The organism is Streptomyces sp. NPDC057136 (assembly GCF_042670885.1).
GTDB lineage: Bacteria > Actinomycetota > Actinomycetes > Streptomycetales > Streptomycetaceae > Streptomyces.
Map to the genome: position 1 here is coordinate 1 of NZ_JBHUUV010000063.1, position 17,454 is coordinate 17,454.

Consider the following 17,454-nt stretch of genomic DNA (forward strand, 5'->3'; position numbering starts at 1 on the left):
GCGCTTCCCTTCGTTCTTGCGTTTCCGACTCTATCAGACTCTTTCGTGTCCGATTCCCGGTCGAAGCGGGCCCCCTGCAGAGCAGGAGAATTTTTGCTTCGCTTTCCAGTTCTTCGCTTTCGCGTTTCCCTTTCCAGCGGTTCCAACCTTACCAGATTCATTTCGTTCCGTTTCCGGTCCGAATTTGATTCCGGCGGCCTGTTGAATGGCCTTTGCCTTTCGGCGTGTCCACTACGTTAGCCGATTTCCTTGGTGGCTCATAATCGAACCGATGGGACGAATTACGGCATGCCGAATTCGCACCCGCCAGGGTGACTCGTAGGTAGTGGTTGGCCGCTTCGAGAAGCACGGGTCCGGTTCGATGAACCGTCCCGGCAACAGCTTTCGTTCAAGCGGCTCGGACTACATTAGGGGCCGCCCGGGGGCGAGTCAAGTCGCGCGGCGGCGCGGCGCGTGGGCCCGGTACTGGCTCACGGTCGGGTCGCCGTCGATCCAGAATCGCCAGAGCTGGTGCGCGCCGCCGCCGCCCACTCCGGTGCGCGGACCACTGCGTACCTGGTCGCGGGGTGGCGGGGTGCCGTGCAGTACATAGAGGGGTGCCAACGGGCCCGCGACGACGTCGTCGCCGTTGAGCGTGCGGTCGATACCGAGGGCCGTGGCCAGGCGCGCGGGGCCTTTGGCCAGTTCCTTGTCGTTGCGGGCCGAGAGTCGACGCTTGCGGGCCCACTCCGCGCCGGCTTCGATCGCGCCTGCCCGGAGCAGGACACCGCTCGCCATGCCTTCCGGGCCGCACACCAGGTTGAGGCAGTGCCACATGCCGTACGTGAAGTAGACGTAGGCGTGACCGGGCGGGCCGAACATGGCGTGGTTGCGGCGGGTGCGGCCCCGGAAGGCGTGGGAGCCCGGGTCGATCTCACCCGCGTACGCCTCCACCTCGGTGAGCCGTACCTCGATGGGCCCGTCCTGCGTGGTGCGGACGAGCGTGCGGCCCAGCAGGTCGGGTGCCACTTCCAGTACGGACCGGTCGAAAAAGTCCCGCGTCAGCGGCGTGCGTTCGATGCCGTCGGTCATGGCGTCCGAGGGTACTGGGACCGCGCGTCCGGGAACCGGCTACGGTCGTGGCGCGTATGTAGGGGTCAGGACCAACAAGGAGAAAACATGGGCTTCAAGAGGCTTCTCGCGAGCATGGGTGCCGGTGGCGCTTCGGTGGAGACCGAGCTGACCGAGCTGAACGTCGTCCCCGGTGGGGTCGTGCAGGGCGAGGTGCGTATTCAGGGCGGGTCCGTGGACCAGCAGGTCGAGGCGCTCTCCGTCGGACTGCAGGCACGGGTCGAGGTCGAGGGCCAGGACCAGGAGACGAAGCAGGACATCGAGTTCACCAAGCTGCGTCTGGGCGGGGCCTTCGAGGTGAAGGCCGGTGCCGTCCACGTCGTTCCGTTCGGGCTCGAAATCCCGTGGGAGACGCCGATCACGATGTTCGGCGGACAGCACCTGCGCGGCATGAACATCGGTGTGACAACCGAGCTGGAGATCGCCCGCGCGGTGGACTCCGGGGACCTCGACCCGATCAATGTGCACCCGCTGCCGGCGCAGCAGGCGATTCTGGATGCCTTCGGGCAGCTCGGTTTCGGCTTCCGCACCGCGGACATGGAGCGTGGTCACATCCGCGGTACGCGTCAGCGTCTGCCGTTCTACCAGGAGATCGAGTTCGTACCGCCGCAGCAGTACCGCGGGCTGAACCAGGTCGAGCTGACGTTCGTCGCGGACGACCGCGAGATGGACGTCGTACTGGAGATGGACAAGAAGCCGGGGCTCTTCAGCGAGGGCAGCGACTCGTACCGGACGTTCAAGGTCGGTCACAACGACTTCCAGGGCACCGACTGGGTGGCGTACCTCAACCAGTGGCTCGCACAGGTCGGTGGACAGCGCAACTGGCTCTAGGGTCGGTGGGAGACCCGCTGACAGCAGATAGAGCCGACTCAGGAGAGGTGCTGACGTGACCCAGTCGAAGAGGGCGCCGCTGCCGCACGACTTCCATCCCGTGGTTCCCTCGTTCACCGTGGTGAGCGAGGACCTGGAGCCGGGGGGTGTGCTTGCGGACGCGCAGGTGCTCGCGGAAGGGAACACCTCTCCGCAGCTGCGGTGGGAAGGCTTCCCCGCGGAGACCAGGAGCTTCGCCGTGACGTGCTTCGATCCGGATGCGCCTACAGGCAGCGGATTCTGGCACTGGGTGCTCTTCGACATCCCGGCGTCGGTCACGGAACTGCCAGCCGGTGCGGGCAGCGGGAAGTTCGACGGACTGCCCGCCGGTGCCGTCCATGTCCGTAACGACTACGGGTCGAAGGACTTCGGCGGAGCTGCGCCGCCGGCCGGGGAGAACCACCGCTATGTGTTCACCGTGTACGCGGTGGACAGCGAGAAGCTCGGTGCCGACGGTGGCGTGTCGCCGGCGGTCGTCGGTTTCAACCTGCGGTTCCACACGCTGGGCCGTGCTCAGCTCGTCGGTGAGTACGAGGCTCCGGCGAGCTGAAAAGTTCCTCCGCTGTTTGCCCTGCCCTGGTCTTGGAGAGATCAGGGCAGGGCATTTTTTAATTGCGTTGTCCATCACGGCCCGCCCAGCCAGAGTTGATCCGGGCCTGCCAGGGGGCGGGCGGCACACGGGAGGTGGGCGAGATGCGGGACACGCTGGTACTGAATGCGAGCTTCGAGCCGCTGTCGACGGTGACTCTCAACCGTGCGGTGGTGCTGATCCTGACGGACAAGGCTGTGGTCGAGCAGTCGCATCCCGACCTCCGTATGCGCGGTGCCGAAGTCGATATTCCGGTGCCCCGGGTGATCAGGCTCTGCCGGTACGTACGGGTGCCCTTCCGAAGACAGGCCCCGTGGTCCAGAAGGGGTGTGCTCATAAGGGACCAACACCGGTGCGCGTACTGCGGGCGCAGGGCGAGCACCGTCGACCACGTGGTGCCGCGTGCGCAGGGGGGTCAGGACGCGTGGCTGAACACGGTGGCGTCGTGCGCCGAGGACAACCACCGCAAGGCGGCCCGGACGCCGGAGCAGGCGGGGATGCCGTTGCTGCGGCAGCCGTTCGTCCCGTCGCCCGCCGAGGCGATGCTGCTGGCGCTGGGGGCCGGTGACCGGTCGGCGCTGCCGGAGTGGCTGGACCGGTCCGCGGCGTAGTCCGGGCAGGCCCATTGACGTACCGGAAGCCCGTCTCCGTGGGGAGACGGGCTTCCGTGTGTCAGCGGAGCACCAGTTGGACGATGGCGGCCGTGCCGACCACAACGATGAAGGCGCGCAGGACGGCGGGGCTGAGGCGTCGGCCCACCTTTGCGCCGATCTGGCCGCCGATGGCGGAGCCGACGGCGATGAGGACGACGGCCGTCCAGTCGAAGTCGGCGACGAAGAGGAAGAAGAGCGCGGCGACGCTGTTGACGACGGCGGCCAGGACGTTCTTGACGGCGTTCAGGCGCTGCATGGTGTCGTCGAGCAGCATGCCCATCAGGGAGAGATAGATGATGCCCTGGGCTGCGGTGAAGTAGCCCCCGTAGACGCTGGCGAGGGTCAGGCCTGTGTAGAGGGCCGGCCCTCCGTCGGGGTGGGGGCGGGTGCCGTTGCGCTCCCGGCGGCGCTGGACCGCTCTGCTGATGCGGGGTTGCAGGATGACCAGCACGAGGGCGAGGGCGACGAGGACCGGGACGATCGTCTCGAACGCCGTGGAGGGCAGGGCCAGGAGGAGCGTGGCGCCGGTGAGGCCGCCGATGGCGGCGCCGACACTGAGTTTCAGTACGCGGCGCCGCTGTCCCGCGAGTTCCTTGCGGTAGCCGATCGCGCCGCTGATGGAGCCGGGGATCAGACCGAGGGCGTTGGAGACGGTGGCGGTCACGGGTGGCAGGCCGGTGGCGAGCAGGACGGGGAAGGTGATCAGCGTGCCCGAGCCGACGATCGTGTTGATCGTGCCCGCGCCGACACCCGCCGCGAAGATCGCGAGGATTTCCCAGATGGACAAGGCCATCTCCTTCGATGGTCAGTGATGCCTCCCCGCCATGAAGGTCGAGGGGCCGCACTGATCATGCACGAAGTTGGATCTCCGTCAGCCGACGGGGGGTTCCTCGCGGCGTTCCTTGCCGGTGTTGCCGGTGTTGAAGCCCGGGGCGCCGCTGCCGAGGTTGCCGAAGGCCCCGCTGAGGCCCTTGAGGGCGTCGCCGATCTCGCTGGGCACGATCCAGAGCTTGTTGGCGTCGCCCTCGGCGATCTTCGGGAGCATCTGGAGGTACTGGTACGAGAGGAGCTTCTGGTCCGGGTCTCCGGCGTGGATGGCCTCGAACACCGTACGGATGGCCTGGGACTCGCCCTCGGCGCGCAAGGCGGATGCCTTGGCCTCACCCTCGGCGCGCAGGATCGCGGACTGCTTCTCGCCTTCGGCGGTGAGGATCGCGGACTGCCTGATGCCCTCGGCGGTGAGGATCGCGGCGCGCTTGTCGCGGTCGGCGCGCATCTGCTTCTCCATCGAGTCCTGGATGGAGGTGGGCGGTTCGATGGCCTTGAGCTCGACGCGGTTGACGCGGATGCCCCACTTGCCGGTGGCCTCGTCGAGGACGCCGCGCAGGGCCGCGTTGATCTCCTCGCGGGAGGTGAGGGTCCGCTCCAGGTCCATGCCGCCGATGATGTTGCGGAGGGTGGTTACGGTGAGCTGTTCGATCGCCTGGATATAGCTCGCGACCTCGTAGGTCGCGGCGCGAGCGTCGGTCACCTGGTAATAGATGACGGTGTCGATGTTGACGACCAGGTTGTCCTGGGTGATCACCGGCTGGGGCGGGAAGGGCACGACCTGTTCGCGGAGGTCGATCCGGTTACGGATGGAGTCGATGAACGGGACGACGATGTTCAGCCCGGCGTTGAGGGTGCGCGTGTAGCGGCCGAAGCGCTCGACGATGGCGGCACTGGCCTGCGGGATGACCTGGATCGTCTTGATCAGGGCGATGAAGACGAGCACCACCAGAATGATCAGGACGATGATGATCGGTTGCATCGTGTGCCTCGTGCCCTTCGGTTGCCGACGGATCGCGGTGATCTTGGTCGAGATCTCATGACTGTCGAATTCTCATGATGATCGACATCGAGTTTGTCAGAACTCCGGCTGCCGTGCGCGCAGTTCGCTCACATGACGACGGCTGTCGCTCCGTCGATGTCGACAACATCGACCTGTTGGCCGGGTTCGAAGCTCTGGTCGCTGTCGAGCGTACGGGCGGACCAGATCTCGCCGGCCAGCTTGATGCGGCCGCCGCTGCCGTCGACCCGTTCCAGCACGACGGCCTGACGGCCTTTCAGGGCGTCGATGCCCGTCGCGTGCGGAGGGCGGTCGCCGCGGTGTCGGGCGGCGATCGGGCGTACTACGGCGATCAGAGCCACGGACACCGCGACGAAGACCAGCACCTGGGCCACGATGCCGCCGCCGAGGGCCGCGACGATCGCCGCGGAGACGGCTCCCGCGGCGAACATTCCGAATTCGGGCATCGCTGTGAGGACGAGCGGGATGCCCAGTCCCACCGCTCCGATCAGCCACCACACCCACGCATCGATTTCCACATCGTCATCGTAGGACCGCGAGTGCCCCCGCCAACAGGGCGCGGGCGGGCGGCTGTTCCGGCGACGTGTCAGGAGAGCGGCAGTCCGTGGGCCGTGTAGCGGTCGCCGGTGTGCTCGACGACGAGCGGCAGGCCGAAGCAGAGGGAGAGGTTGCGGGAGCTGAGCTCGGTCTCCATGGGTCCCGCGGCGAGGACCTTGCCCTGACGGATCATCAGGACGTGCGTGAAGCCGGGTGCGATCTCCTCGACGTGGTGGGTGACCATGATCATGGAGGGCGCGAACGGGTCGCGGGCGAGCCGGCCGAGGCGGCGGACCAGGTCTTCGCGGCCGCCGAGGTCGAGGCCCGCGGCGGGCTCGTCGAGGAGGAGCAGCTCGGGGTCCGTCATCATCGCGCGGGCGATCAGCGTGCGCTTGCGCTCTCCCTCGGAGAGGGTGCCGAACTTGCGCTCCAGGAACTCGGTCATGCCGAGCCGGTCGAGGAAGGCGCGGGCGCGGTCCTCGTCGACGGCGTCGTAGTTCTCGTGCCAGGTGGCGGTCATGCCGTACGCGGCGGTGAGGACCGTCTGCAGCACGGTCTGGCGCTTGGGCAGCTTCTCGGCCATGGCCACGCCCGCGATGCCGATGCGGGGGCGGAGGTCGAACACGTCGGTGCCGACGCCGCCGAGCTGCTCGCCGAGGATCTTGGCTGTGCCGGTGCTGGGGAAGAGGTAGCTGGAAGCGATGTTGAGGAGGGTGGTCTTGCCGGCGCCGTTCGGTCCGAGGATGACCCAGCGCTCACCCTCCTTGACCGACCAGGAGACGTCTTCCACCAGAGCGCGTCCGTCGCGGACCACGGATACGTCCACCAGCTCCAGTACATCGCTCATGAGCGCGTTGTCTCCCCATGCAGTCTCGAGATCGTCGCGTGCCTGAAGGCACAGCTCCCAGGGGAAAACCTACGCCACCCCAGGAGTGCTTCAGCCGCTGGGCCGGTGTGATGACGGGGCCGCCGCGCATTCCCTAGGCTGTCGCCATGCTTTCGGAACCACGCTCAGGGCTCTTCGCTGCCTGGGGAAACGCGCTTGTGGCGGGACTCGTATCACCGGACGATGCGGCGCTCGCGATTGTCGGGGAGGACGCGGTGCACCGCGTGGAGGGGGTGCCAGGGGAGGCGGGGCCGGTCGGACTGACGCTGGCGCTCGGGCGGCTGCGGGCGCTGGGGGCGACCGGTTTCCGGGTCGCGCTGCCGGTGTCCGGGCATCCGCTGGGGCTCAGCGGGCCGCCGGAGTTCAACGCGCGGGCGCTGGAGGCGGAGGAGGCCGTGGTGGCTTCCGGAGTGCCGTACGGGCTCGTGCCGGAGGTACGTGAGGTGGGGCCCGCGGGGGATCTGCACGTCGAGGTGGTGTGGCGCTGTCTGCCGGTACGGGAGGCGCCGCCCGCCGATGTGCCGTCGCTGAGCGAGGCCGAGCGGGAGCTGGCGGAGGCGTTGCGGGATGCGACGGCGGTGCTGGCGCGGCTGGATGTGGCCGGGTCGGGGCCGGTGGCCGAGGCTGCCGTGGATGCGTACCGGGCGCGGGCGGAGCGGGGGCGCGAGGTGCTGGCGCCGGGGTATCCGCCGCGGGCGGTGCGGGTGCTGGAGCTGGCTCAGCGGGTCGGGCTGCTGGTCTCGGTGGCGTACGAGAACGGGCCGGGCGGTGCGGTGACCGCTGCGGAGATCTCGGCGCGGGGGGAAGCGCTGAGGCCGGTGGAGCGGGTGGCTCGGCGGGCGCAGGTGGCGGCGTACAACGCGTATGTGGAGGAGGGGGAGCGGGGGCGGCGGTAGCGGTGGCGTGAGCGGGGGGGCAGGGCGTAGGCGGTGCCGGATGCGTCCGGGTGCCGCTTTGTCCTCAATCGCCGGACGGGCTTGAGTTGGTGGCGCCGGTCCTGTGCGCGAGGGTTCCGTCCTCAAGCGCCGGACGGGCTGAAATTGGTGGTGCCGGGCGGGCCTGGGGAACAGGGCCCGCCCGGCGGTCCGGCCGACGGGGTCGGTCAGTAGTTCACACCGGTGTTGCCGAAGGCCGGGTTGAGCAGGCCGATCACGTTGACCGTGTTGCCCACAACGTTGACGGGGACGTGCACCGGGACCTGGACGACGTTGCCCGAGCCGACACCCGGGGAGTTGACGGCCGTGCCGTGGGCGCCCGCGCCGTGACCGGTGGCGGAGGCAGCACCGGCACCGGCGGCGATGATTCCACCGGCGATCATGGTGACGGCAGCGGCCTTCTTGAGGTTCTTCACTTCTTGCTCCTCCTGGAAACGCTGCGGCCAGCCGCCGCAGCATGCCATGAAGAACGCCCCGGAGCCCCACAGGATGCGCCGTGTGGGTGACATACACCCGACGGTATGAATCTCGGTGCTTGAGCACCCTCAGCCGGCCGCCCCGTGTCTGACGGCCCACAAGGCCGCCTGGGTGCGGTCGGCGAGGTCCAGCTTCATCAGAATGTTCGACACGTGCGTCTTGACCGTCTTCTCCGAAAGGACCAGCGCACGGGCGATCTCCCGGTTGGAGCGGCCGTCCGCGATCAGCCCGAGCACCTCGCGCTCCCGTTCGGTGAGGGTGCTCCCCCGCCCCGTACCGCTGCCCACGTCGTCCTGGGCGAGGAGTGCCCCTGCGACCTCCGGCTGGAGCAGCACATGGCCGGCGTGGACGGAGCGGATGGCTCCGGCCAGGGCATCCGGGTCGACGTCCTTGTACACGTAACCGGAGGCTCCGGCACGCAGCGCGGGGACGACCGTGCGCTGTTCGGTGAAGCTGGTGACGATCAGGACCTTGGCCGGGTTGGCCAGTTCACGGAGCTTGCGCAGGGCGTCGATGCCGTCCGTGCCGGGCATCTTGATGTCCATCAGGACGACATCGGGGCGGAGCTCCTCGGTGCGGGCGACGCCCTCGGCGCCGTCCGCGGCCTCTCCGACGACCTCTATGTCGTCCTGGACCTCCAGGAACGTACGCAGTCCTCGGCGGACCACCTGGTGGTCGTCCACCAGCAGCACCTTGATGGTCTTGTCAGCCACAGGGCACCTCCATCTTGATCGTGGTGCCCTTTCCGGGCGCCGATTCGACGGTGAGCTTCCCGCCGACGCTGCCGGCGCGGTGGCGCATGGACACGAGGCCCAGGTGACGGCCCGCGTGCCGGACGGCCGCGGTGTCGAAGCCGCTGCCGTCGTCGGTGATCCGCAGGACGGCGGCGGTGCCGTGGCGGACCAGGGAGACGGCGACGTGCGCGGCGCCGGAGTGGCGCAGGGCGTTGTGCAGGGCTTCCTGGGAGATCCGGAGCAGTGCTTCCTCCTGGGTGGCGGGCAGGGCCCGTACCCCCGCGCTCTCGAAGGTGACCCGGGCGGTGTGGGCGCGGTCCAGGACCTGGATCTGTGTCCGGAGCGTGGCGACCAGGCCGTCCTCGTCGAGCGCGGCGGGGCGCAGCTCGACGACGGCCGCGCGCAGTTCGTCCACGGCTTCCGCGGCAAGGGCGGCGACCTGCTGGAGCTCGTCCTTGGCGCGGGCGGGGTCCCGGTCGACGAGTGCGGCGGCGGCCTGGGCGGTGAGCCGGAGCGAGAAGAGCTTCTGGCTGACGGCGTCGTGGAGCTCGTGGGCCAGCCGCGACCGCTCTTCCGCGATGGTGAGCTCGCGGCTTCGTTCGTAGAGCCGGGCGTTGGTGAGGGCGATCGCCGCGTGCTGCGCGAGGATCGCCAGGAGCTCCTCGTCCTCGGCGGTGAAGCCGCAGCTGCCCTCCGGCTTGGGGCAGCGCTTGTTGGCGAGGAAGAGGGCGCCGATGATCTCGTCGCCGTCCTGGATGGGCAGGCCGAGGAAGTCGGACATGTCGGGGTGGGCGTCCGGCCAGCCCTCGAAGCGGGGGTCCTTGCGGACGTCCGCGAGCCGCTCAGGCTTCGCCTCGTGGAGCATCGCGGCGAGGATGCCGTGCTGCCTGGGCAGCGGGCCGATGGCCTTCCACTGCTCGTCGCTGACTCCGTCGACGACGAACTGGGCGAAGCCGCCGTGGTCGTCGGGGACGCCCAGGGCGGCGTATTCGGCGTCGAGCAGTTCACGGGCCGAGGCGACGATCGTCTTGAGGACGTCACGCATTTCGAGATGCCGGCTCATGGCGAGCAGCGCGGCACTCACCGCGGCGAGGCCCGACGGTGGGCGATGACTCATGGGCTCACCGTACCGGCGGGGTGCGACAGCCGTATCGGGCTGTGGACAGCGGTGACCGGGGCGCAGGAACTAGGACTTTTGGCGGGGAGCGGGGCGTGGTCCTAGGACCGATCAGGACTAGGCCGAAGTGCGGGGTGCGGGTGCGGCTCCCGGACGAGGCGCGGCGTACGGGGCTGTTCCTACGTTGGTTTCACCGGGGGTCGCCCGGTGAAGGCCGACGTTTCGAGGGGACGGTTGTCATGCCGATCGCGTTGATCACGGGTGCTTCGAGGGGGCTGGGGCGCGCGCTGGGAGCGGCGCTCGCACAGCAGGGCTGGGATCTGGTGCTGGATGCCAGGACGGCCGGTGCGCTGAAGGAGACGGCTCAGGAGCTGGGCAGCCGGTACGGAGGCCGGGTGGTGGCCGTGCCCGGGGATGTCACGGACACGGCGCACCGTGGGGCTCTGGTGGCTGCCGCCGGGGAGCTGGGCGGGCTGGATCTGGTGGTGAGCAATGCGAGCGCGCTGGGTGCCGAGCCGCTCGTACGTCTGGAGGCGCTCCCCCTGGACGGGCTGCGGCTGGCCCTGGAGACCAATGTGGTGGCGGCGCTGGGTCTGGTGCAGGAGTCGCTGCCGTTGCTGAGGGCGTCGGCGGCGGGTGCCGTGGTGATGGTGAGCTCGGACGCGGCGGCGGAGCCGTACGAGACCTGGGGCGGTTACGGGGCGTCGAAGGCGGCGCTCGACCAGCTGGCGGCGGTGCTGGGAGAGGAGGAGCCGGGGCTGCGGGTGTGGGCGGTGGACCCCGGGGACATGCGGACGGAGCTCTATGCGGCGGCGGTGCCCGGGGACGACGGCCCGAGGCCGCTTCCGGAGAGTGTGGCTCCGGCGTTCGTCCGGCTGCTGGAGGAGCGGCCGGCGAGCGGCCGGTATGCGGCGGTGTCGCTGCTGGACCCTTCCGGGGCCGGGCGATGACCGCGCTGGAGGCCCTGCGGGTGCCCGAGGAGCTGTCGGCGCGGGTCCCGGCCGAGCAGCGGGGTGCGGGGCGTGACGACGTACGGCTGCTGGTCTCCCGGGGGCGTGCGGTCTCGCACCACGCGTTCGGGGAGCTGCCCGGGCAGTTGCGGGCCGGGGACGTGCTGGTGGTCAATACGTCGGCGACGCTGCCGGCCGCGGTGAACGGGCGGGTGGGCGGTGAGCGGGTCGTGGTGCATTTCTCGACCCGGGGTGAGGACGGGCGGTGGTCCGTGGAGCTGCGGCGGCCTGACGGTGCGGGGGCGACGCGTCCGCGGCACGGTGGGCCGCGGGGGGCGCAGGTACAGCTGCCGGGCGGGCACGGGCTCGTACTGGAGGAGCCGCTGGGGTCACCGGAGGCGGCCCGGCTGTGGTGGGCGCGGGTGCCCTTCGACGTACCGGAGCTGCTGCGGCGGTACGGGCGTCCGATCCGGTACGGGTACACGGAGCGGGATCAGCCGCTGTCCGCGTATCAGACGGTGTTCGCGGTGCCCTCGCCGGACGGGAGAGGTTCGGCGGAGATGCCGAGCGCCGCGCGGCCGTTCACGGAGCCCCTGGTTGCCTCGCTGGTGAGGCGTGGGGTGCAGTTCGCCCCGCTGTCACTGCATACGGGGGTGGCTTCGGCGGAGGCACACGAGCCCCCGTACCCGGAGTGGTTCTCGGTGCCGGGTTCGACGGCGTGGCTGGTGAACGCGGCGCGGGCGGGCGGCGGGCGGGTCATCGCGGTCGGGACGACGGCGGTGCGGGCGCTGGAGTCGTCGGTGGGGCCGGACGGGGTCGTACGGGCGGCCGAGGGCTGGACCGGTCTCGTGGTGACGCCGCAGCGGGGTGTGCGGGCGGTGGACGGCCTGCTGACCGGGCTGCACGAGCCGGAAGCCTCGCATCTGCTGATGCTGGAGGCGATCGCGGGCCGGGAGGCGTTGCGGCGGGGGTACACGGAGGCGCTGCGGCGGTCGTATCTCTGGCACGAGTTCGGGGATATCCACCTCCTGCTGCCGTAGGAGCCCCAAGCGCCTCACGCTCCGCATTGCTGAAGCAACATCTGGTGAGTTCGCAACGTGCCCCGTGTGAGCCCGCGCATAGGACCCACGTCACTTACGAAGCCCACTAGTGGATACAAAAGGGGCAACAAGGCGGGCATGAGTGCGGGCAAGCCGGGCAGAGCGGACACCTGATCCACTACCCGGCTTCGTACGTCACACCTTTGCCACAGCATTTTGCTGGAGCTAAGAATTGCGGCTGTCCCCGACGGAGATGCGCAACGCGGCGCTTCCGTCTTCGTCCTCCGTGAGGACACCTGCTATTCGAAGAGGTACGTCTGTATGTTCGCGTCCAGCACCCCCGGCCGTAGCCGTCGCCTGAACAAGACCCAGAAGCTCTCCGTCGCCGGAGTCTCCGCACTTGGTGCGGCTGCCCTCGCGTTCTCCCTTGTTCCCTCCGAGGCGGGAGCCGAAACCAGCACCCAGGCCCTGTCCGCCGCTCCGGTCGTCTTCGCCTCCGCGGCGGGCGCACCGCAGGCCAAGACCGTGCAGGCCAGCATCATCGAGCAGCACTCCACCGCCGAAAGCCTGGTGAAGGCCGCCGACGCCGCCCGGGCCAAGGCCGCCGCCGCCAAGGCCAAGACCGCCGCGCAGGCGAAGGCGAAGGCCGAAGCCGCCGCTGACGCCAAGGCGAAGGCCGCTGCCGCCGCGAAGGCCAAGGCCGACGCCAAGAAGCGTTCCGCCGAGGCCGCCAGCCGCAGCGCCGCCCGTAAGCCCGTCTACGCCAACAACCTGGACGGCTGGATCAAGGAGTCCCTCGCGATCATGAAGGACAAGGGCATCCCCGGCACGTACGACGGGCTGCACCGCAACATCATGCGCGAGTCCAGCGGCAACCCGCGCGCCATCAACAACTGGGACATCAACGCGATCAACGGTGTTCCGTCCAAGGGCCTGCTGCAGGTCATCAAGCCGACGTTCGACTTCTACCACGTCGACGGCACGCCCAAGGACCAGTACGACCCGGTCGCCAACATCACGGCCGCGGCCAACTACGCCGCGGACAAGTACGGCTCGATCGACAACGTCAACAGCGCGTACTGACCGACACCTGGTCGGACCGGACATGCGCCGGAGGGCGGCACCCCGTGCGGGGTGCCGCCCTCCGGCGTCCGTGCGTGCGGCGGGTGCGCTACTTGCGCATGACCTCCGGCTCGTGGCGGCGCAGCAGTCGCGCGACCGCGAAGCCGCAGACAATGCCGATGAACAGCAGCACCGAGATGTTCATGCCCCACTGGCCGGCCGTGCTCTCCCACAGCGGGTCCAGGTTCGTGGGGTCCTTCTGGTCCCACGGCGGCATGAGGTGGGCCAGGTCGAGCGTCGAGCCCGCGGCTGCGATGGCCCAGCGCGAGGGCATGAGCCAGGCGAACTGCTCCAGACCGGGCGAGCCGTAGACCTGGAAGAGGATGCCGGTGAAGACGACCTGGACGATCGCGAACATGACGAGCAGCGGCATGGTCTTCTCGGAGGTCTTCACCAGCGAGGAGATGACCAGGCCGAACATCATCGAGGTGAAGCCGAGCGCGATGATCGTGACGCAGAGCTCGACGGCCGGCGGCATGATCAGGCCCTCGGCAGGCAGGTCACGGGTGGCGAAGCCGATGCCGCAGATGATGACGCCCTGGATGGCCGTGATCACTCCGAGGACGATCACCTTGGACATCAGGTAGGCGGAGCGGGAGAGGCCGGTGGCCCGCTCGCGCTCGTAGATGACCCGTTCCTTGATCAGTTCTCGTACGGAGTTGGCCGCGCCCGAGAAGCACATGCCGACCGCGAGGATCAGCATGATCGTTCCCGCGTCACCGTTGAACCGGGACGGCGGTGTGGGCGGTGCCAGGCCGAAGTCGGCCGGGATGACCACGCTGACGATGCCGAGCACCGCGGGCAGGATCACCATCAGGCCCATGAAGCCCTTGTCGGACGCGATCACCGAGGTGTAGCGGCGGATCAGCGTCCACAGCTGCGTCCCCCAGCCCTGCGGCTTCGGCGGGCGCATCTGCTGCGGGGGCGGCATGTGTACGGACTGTGCGGCGACCGCGTCGATGTCCGCCGCGTACATCTGGTAGTGCTGCGAGCCCCGCCAGCGTCCCGCCCAGTCGTAGTCGCGGTAGTTCTCGAAGGCGGAGAAGACGTCGGCCCAGGTGGTGTAGCCGAAGAAGTTGAGCGCTTCCTCCGGCGGACCGAAGTAGGCCACCGAGCCGCCGGGCGCCATCACCAGGAGCTTGTCGCAGATGGCCAGCTCGGCCACGGAGTGCGTGACGACGAGGACCGTACGGCCGTCGTCGGCGAGGCCGCGCAGCAGCTGCATGACATCGCGGTCCATGCCCGGGTCGAGACCGGAGGTCGGCTCGTCCAGGAAGATCAGCGAGGGCTTGGTGAGCAGCTCCAGGGCCACGGAGACGCGCTTGCGCTGGCCACCGGAGAGCGAGGTGACCTTCTTGTCCTTGTGGATGTCGAGCTTGAGCTCGGCGAGGACCTCGAGGATGCGGGCCTGGCGCTCGGCCTCGGTGGTGTCCGCGGGGAAGCGGAGCTTGGCCGCGTACTTCAGGGCGCGGGTGACGGTGAGTTCCTTGTGCAGGATGTCGTCCTGCGGGACCAGACCGATGCGCTGGCGCAGCTCGGCGAACTGCTTGTACAGGTTCCGGTTGTCGTAGAGGACGTCGCCCTGGTTGGCGGGCCGGTAGCCGGTGAGCGCCTTGAGCAGGGTGGACTTTCCGGAGCCGGACGGGCCGATGACGCCGATCAGCGACTTCTCCGGGACGCCGAACGAGACGTCCTGGAGGATCTGCTTTCCGCCGTCGACCGTGACCGTGAGGTGACGGGCGGCGAAGGAGACCTCACCGGTGTCGACGAACTCTTCGAGCCGGTCGCCGACCAGCCGGAAGGTCGAGTGACCGACGCCGACGATGTCGTTCGGGCCGATGAGCGCGGACCCGGACTTGTTGAGTGGCTGGCCGTTGACGTACGTGCCGTTGTGCGATCCGAGGTCACGGATCTCGAAGCGGCCGTCGGGCGTCGCGTGGAAGTCGGCGTGGTGGCGGGAGACTTGGAGGTCGGAGACGACCAGCTCGTTCTCCAGCGCACGGCCGATACGCATCACCCGGCCGAGGTCCAGCTGGTGGAACGTCGTGGGGCTGCGGTCTCCGTAGACCGGCTGGGCCCCCGGGACGCCGCCGGGGCCACCCGCTCCGGGCGTCTTCTGGATGCCCTGCTGATGCGGGACCTGCGGCTGGGCGTATCCCTGCTGGGGCTGTTGCTGGGGCTGCTGCTGCCAGGCCTGCTGCTGGTGCTGGGCCGGGTCGGGCCCGGTCGGTCCGCCCTGCTGCGGGTGGACGGGGGCCTGCTGGGCGCCCGCGGCCTGGCCGCTGTAGAGGTCGGCGGCGGCACCGCTGAGGCTGAGCCGCGGTCCGTCGGTGGCGTTGCCCAGGTGTACCGCCGAGCCGGGCCCGATCTCCATCTGGTGGATCCGTTGGCCCTGCACGTAGGTGCCGTTGGTGCTGCCGTGGTCCTCGATGAACCAACTGCGGCCCCCCCAGCTGATCGTGGCATGCCGCCACGACACCCTGGCGTCGTCGACCATGAGATCGCCCTGCGGATCACGTCCGAGGGTGTACGACCTGGACGGATCGAGCGTCCAGGTCCTGCCATTCAATTCCAGTACGAGTTCCGGCACTCCGCGCCCCACTAGTTGTCCCCCGAGAGACTCCCGTCACAGGGAGTCTAGGGATGCTGAACATCGTGGGGAACTATTCCAGGAGCAGTCGCCGATCGGAAAGCCGGGCGGAGTGAAGACCGCGCAGAGACCTGTGCTGCCGCACCGTTGACTCGGGCGAAACGGGCTCGGACAGTGGTAACCACGCATGAGTGCGCACGGATCATGAGCGAATGGGTCAACTCAGGGCATCTCGTAGCAGATTGGGGGGTCCCGTATGACTGCGGACACGAGAGCGGGCGCGGGGGCGGGCGCGGGGGCGGGCTCGTACCGGGGGACTGCGGGCCGGGGTGTCCCCTGGGTGGACGTGGCGCTCGCCTCGGTCGCCTCGGTGAGCTGGGCACTGGCCGCGATGGCGGGGGCGGCGGCCCTGGGGCTGCATCTGCTCGGCGCCGATTCCGTGGGTGAACTGGGCCCGATGACCGCGGCCGTGGTGGTGCTGGGGGTCGGCGGCACGGTCTCCCCGTCCGGTGATGTGTCGGCCTTCGGGCTCGACGGAGCCGGGGCTACGGCTGTCGATGTCACCCCGTTGGGGGTCGGCCTGGTCGGCGCGCTCGTCCTCTCCTTCTTCTTTCTGCGCTCGCTGCGCGGTGCCGGCGCGGATCTTTCCTGGGGTGAGCTCGGTGCGCGTACGGGGGCGGCGGTGGCCCTGTTCGTGGCGATGGTGGGGGGACTTGCCTGGGCAGGTCACGATGTCGTGACGATCGACGGTGGCCGGCTGCCGGTGGGCGGTGGCGGTGGTGTTGACGGAGGCGGTGGCGGTGGCGGTGGCGGTGTGATCGATGGGCTGGGGGATCTGGGCGGGCTGTTACCGGACCGGCTCGCCGATCTCGCGCGGGCCGAGGCGCACGTGGGGTTCGCCGTCGACACCGCGGCCTCGCTGGTGGGTGGGGGGTGCTGGGTGCTCGGGGTGCTCGTGATCGCCCTGCTCGCCTCCCGTACGCCGTTGCCGGGGCCCGCCGGGCGGTTCCACCGGATGGTGGGGCCGGCCGTTTCGGCGCTGGTCTCGGTGCTGCTTGTCGCGGTGCTGGCCGGGTGCGCGGCCGCGGCGTACGCGGCGATCGGCGACGCCCATCCGAAGCGGATCGCGGGAGCCGCGCTGCTCGGGGCGCCGAACGGGGCGTGGCTCGGGGTTCCGCTCGGGCTGTTCGTGCCGTGGGACGGCGAGGCCACGGGTGAGCTGTCCGGGCTGCTTCCCGATCCGTTGGACGAGTTGTTACGAGGCTCCGCGGGGCAGCCGGTGACGATCGGGAGGCTCGCCGAACTGGACGGCAGGGTCTGGCTGTTGGCCGTCGCCGCAGGGGTGACGATGCTGTACGCGGGGGTGCTGGCGGCGGCCCGCACGCCACGTGCGCCGGGGGTGTCCGCCGCCGGGTTCGCGGGGCGGTGTGCGCTGCGGCTCGGGGGCGTGACGGCGATCGCGCTGCCGTTGCTGGTGTGGCTGACCCAGGTATCCGCGGACGCCTCGCTGTCGGTACTGGGCTTCGACGCCTTCGGGGCCGGGATCGAGCTGCGGGGGCGGGCGGGTGTGGCGGCGGCGCTGGGCGCGGCGTGGGGGGCCGGTGCGGGAGCGGCGGGGGCGGGGCTTGCGTGGGCGGTGGGGGCGGTGCCGGTGGTGGGCGGTGGGTATCCGGGTGCGGAGGTTGCCGGGCCGTACCGTCCTTCGCGGCCGCACCGGGCGTCCAACGACGACACGAATCCGTATCTGCGGACGCCGGAGGGAATGCATGGGGCGCCGACGGTGGTGGGGCGGATCGGGCCGCCGGTTCCGCCGCCGCCGGGTCCTGGGCCGGGGGCGCCGCCGCCTCCGCCTCCGGAGGAGTCACCCGGACACGGGTGAGCGTGGTGTCCTCATAGCCGCAAGGGCATGGGAAGGACCCCCTCGACGGGCTTGATTAGGTTGCACGTGCTTGTCCGGGTGGCGGGACAGGAGGTCGGAGCGTGGGGTGGGACCGA

The 17,454-nt window shown here is 69.7% G+C and carries 17 protein-coding genes; 8 read left to right on the forward strand and 9 right to left on the reverse strand.

Translation table 11 applies throughout. The features are described 5' to 3' along the window. Positions 1 to 429: 429 nt before the first annotated feature. Complete coding sequence (locus ACFT7S_RS36950; RefSeq protein ID WP_382740389.1) at positions 430 to 1,071, reverse strand: DNA-3-methyladenine glycosylase; 642 nt, start codon at positions 1,069 to 1,071, stop codon at positions 430 to 432. A gap of 87 nt (positions 1,072 to 1,158) precedes the next feature. On the opposite strand from ACFT7S_RS36950, the gene ACFT7S_RS36955 reads away from it, so the two are divergent. The 3 genes from ACFT7S_RS36955 to ACFT7S_RS36965 all read left to right on the forward strand — a co-directional run bounded on the left by ACFT7S_RS36955 (position 1,159) and on the right by ACFT7S_RS36965 (position 3,180). Then, positions 1,159 to 1,941, forward strand: coding sequence for a sporulation protein (locus tag ACFT7S_RS36955; protein ID WP_382740392.1), 783 nt, complete (start codon positions 1,159 to 1,161; stop codon positions 1,939 to 1,941). 55 nt (positions 1,942 to 1,996) lie between these two features. Beyond that, positions 1,997 to 2,530 carry a YbhB/YbcL family Raf kinase inhibitor-like protein gene (locus ACFT7S_RS36960; RefSeq protein WP_382740395.1) on the forward strand — a complete coding sequence of 178 codons (534 nt, stop codon included), beginning with the start codon at positions 1,997 to 1,999 and terminating at the stop codon, positions 2,528 to 2,530. A gap of 143 nt (positions 2,531 to 2,673) precedes the next feature. Next, entirely contained in the window at positions 2,674 to 3,180 is a 507-nt protein-coding gene (locus ACFT7S_RS36965) for an HNH endonuclease (protein ID WP_382740398.1), read from the forward strand. A gap of 61 nt (positions 3,181 to 3,241) precedes the next feature. Here ACFT7S_RS36965 and ACFT7S_RS36970 read toward each other — a convergent pair whose 3' ends face one another. The 4 genes from ACFT7S_RS36970 to ACFT7S_RS36985 all read right to left on the reverse strand — a co-directional run bounded on the left by ACFT7S_RS36970 (position 3,242) and on the right by ACFT7S_RS36985 (position 6,455). Further along, positions 3,242 to 4,009 carry a sulfite exporter TauE/SafE family protein gene (locus tag ACFT7S_RS36970; protein ID WP_382740401.1) on the reverse strand — a complete coding sequence of 256 codons (768 nt, stop codon included), beginning with the start codon at positions 4,007 to 4,009 and terminating at the stop codon, positions 3,242 to 3,244. A gap of 84 nt (positions 4,010 to 4,093) precedes the next feature. After that, positions 4,094 to 5,032: an SPFH domain-containing protein gene (locus ACFT7S_RS36975; protein WP_382740404.1), complete on the reverse strand. Its 939-nt coding sequence runs from the start codon at positions 5,030 to 5,032 to the stop codon at positions 4,094 to 4,096. 128 nt (positions 5,033 to 5,160) lie between these two features. Then, a complete protein-coding gene (locus ACFT7S_RS36980; protein WP_382740407.1) occupies positions 5,161 to 5,589 on the reverse strand; it encodes an NfeD family protein in 429 nt (142 codons plus the stop codon). Positions 5,590 to 5,657: 68 nt separating this feature from the next. Then, positions 5,658 to 6,455 carry an ABC transporter ATP-binding protein gene (locus ACFT7S_RS36985; RefSeq protein ID WP_382740410.1) on the reverse strand — a complete coding sequence of 266 codons (798 nt, stop codon included), beginning with the start codon at positions 6,453 to 6,455 and terminating at the stop codon, positions 5,658 to 5,660. A 146-nt stretch (positions 6,456 to 6,601) separates the two neighbouring features. Here ACFT7S_RS36985 and ACFT7S_RS36990 point away from each other — a divergent pair, with 146 nt between their 5' ends. Next, positions 6,602 to 7,390, forward strand: a complete 789-nt coding sequence (locus ACFT7S_RS36990) for a hypothetical protein (protein ID WP_382740413.1) — start codon at positions 6,602 to 6,604, stop codon at positions 7,388 to 7,390. Positions 7,391 to 7,596: 206 nt separating this feature from the next. Here the strand turns inward: ACFT7S_RS36990 and ACFT7S_RS36995 are convergent, their stop codons facing one another. From ACFT7S_RS36995 to ACFT7S_RS37005, 3 genes are all read right to left on the reverse strand, one after another. Next, positions 7,597 to 7,845: a chaplin family protein gene (locus ACFT7S_RS36995; RefSeq protein ID WP_382740465.1), complete on the reverse strand. Its 249-nt coding sequence runs from the start codon at positions 7,843 to 7,845 to the stop codon at positions 7,597 to 7,599. A gap of 129 nt (positions 7,846 to 7,974) precedes the next feature. Then, positions 7,975 to 8,619, reverse strand: coding sequence for a response regulator (locus ACFT7S_RS37000; RefSeq protein ID WP_382740416.1), 645 nt, complete (start codon positions 8,617 to 8,619; stop codon positions 7,975 to 7,977). Further along, entirely contained in the window at positions 8,612 to 9,757 is a 1,146-nt protein-coding gene (locus ACFT7S_RS37005; protein WP_382740419.1) for a GAF domain-containing sensor histidine kinase, read from the reverse strand. Before ACFT7S_RS37005 ends, ACFT7S_RS37000 begins: the two co-directional genes overlap by 8 nt. Positions 9,758 to 9,996: 239 nt before the next feature. Here ACFT7S_RS37005 and ACFT7S_RS37010 point away from each other — a divergent pair, with 239 nt between their 5' ends. The 3 genes from ACFT7S_RS37010 (at position 9,997) to ACFT7S_RS37020 (ending at position 12,830) form a co-directional block, all read left to right on the forward strand. After that, positions 9,997 to 10,707 (forward strand): SDR family NAD(P)-dependent oxidoreductase, encoded by a 711-nt coding sequence (locus ACFT7S_RS37010; protein WP_382740421.1) that lies wholly within the window; start codon positions 9,997 to 9,999, stop codon positions 10,705 to 10,707. Further along, entirely contained in the window at positions 10,704 to 11,747 is a 1,044-nt protein-coding gene (locus tag ACFT7S_RS37015) for an S-adenosylmethionine:tRNA ribosyltransferase-isomerase (protein WP_382740424.1), read from the forward strand. Before ACFT7S_RS37010 ends, ACFT7S_RS37015 begins: the two co-directional genes overlap by 4 nt. A gap of 321 nt (positions 11,748 to 12,068) precedes the next feature. After that, positions 12,069 to 12,830: a transglycosylase SLT domain-containing protein gene (locus ACFT7S_RS37020; protein ID WP_382740427.1), complete on the forward strand. Its 762-nt coding sequence runs from the start codon at positions 12,069 to 12,071 to the stop codon at positions 12,828 to 12,830. An 88-nt stretch (positions 12,831 to 12,918) separates the two neighbouring features. On the opposite strand, the gene ACFT7S_RS37025 is transcribed toward ACFT7S_RS37020, so the two are convergent. After that, positions 12,919 to 15,471 carry an FHA domain-containing protein gene (locus ACFT7S_RS37025; RefSeq protein ID WP_382740431.1) on the reverse strand — a complete coding sequence of 851 codons (2,553 nt, stop codon included), beginning with the start codon at positions 15,469 to 15,471 and terminating at the stop codon, positions 12,919 to 12,921. A 244-nt stretch (positions 15,472 to 15,715) separates the two neighbouring features. On the opposite strand from ACFT7S_RS37025, the gene ACFT7S_RS37030 reads away from it, so the two are divergent. After that, positions 15,716 to 17,338: a streptophobe family protein gene (locus ACFT7S_RS37030; protein WP_382740434.1), complete on the forward strand. Its 1,623-nt coding sequence runs from the start codon at positions 15,716 to 15,718 to the stop codon at positions 17,336 to 17,338. Positions 17,339 to 17,454 lie beyond the last annotated feature (116 nt).

What these genes read in the sequence shown, in the direction of transcription:
- ACFT7S_RS36950 (WP_382740389.1), bottom strand. Translation starts at nt 1,071, where the DNA reads ATGACCGACGGCATCGAACGCACGCCGCTGACGCGGGACTTTTTCGAC.
- ACFT7S_RS36955 (WP_382740392.1), top strand. Translation starts at nt 1,159, where the DNA reads ATGGGCTTCAAGAGGCTTCTCGCGAGCATGGGTGCCGGTGGCGCTTCG.
- ACFT7S_RS36965 (WP_382740398.1), top strand. Translation starts at nt 2,674, where the DNA reads ATGCGGGACACGCTGGTACTGAATGCGAGCTTCGAGCCGCTGTCGACG.
- ACFT7S_RS36975 (WP_382740404.1), bottom strand. Translation starts at nt 5,032, where the DNA reads ATGCAACCGATCATCATCGTCCTGATCATTCTGGTGGTGCTCGTCTTC.
- ACFT7S_RS36985 (WP_382740410.1), bottom strand. Translation starts at nt 6,455, where the DNA reads ATGAGCGATGTACTGGAGCTGGTGGACGTATCCGTGGTCCGCGACGGA.
- ACFT7S_RS36990 (WP_382740413.1), top strand. Translation starts at nt 6,602, where the DNA reads ATGCTTTCGGAACCACGCTCAGGGCTCTTCGCTGCCTGGGGAAACGCG.
- ACFT7S_RS37005 (WP_382740419.1), bottom strand. Translation starts at nt 9,757, where the DNA reads ATGAGTCATCGCCCACCGTCGGGCCTCGCCGCGGTGAGTGCCGCGCTG.
- ACFT7S_RS37010 (WP_382740421.1), top strand. Translation starts at nt 9,997, where the DNA reads ATGCCGATCGCGTTGATCACGGGTGCTTCGAGGGGGCTGGGGCGCGCG.
- ACFT7S_RS37015 (WP_382740424.1), top strand. Translation starts at nt 10,704, where the DNA reads ATGACCGCGCTGGAGGCCCTGCGGGTGCCCGAGGAGCTGTCGGCGCGG.
- ACFT7S_RS37020 (WP_382740427.1), top strand. Translation starts at nt 12,069, where the DNA reads ATGTTCGCGTCCAGCACCCCCGGCCGTAGCCGTCGCCTGAACAAGACC.
- ACFT7S_RS37030 (WP_382740434.1), top strand. Translation starts at nt 15,716, where the DNA reads ATGACTGCGGACACGAGAGCGGGCGCGGGGGCGGGCGCGGGGGCGGGC.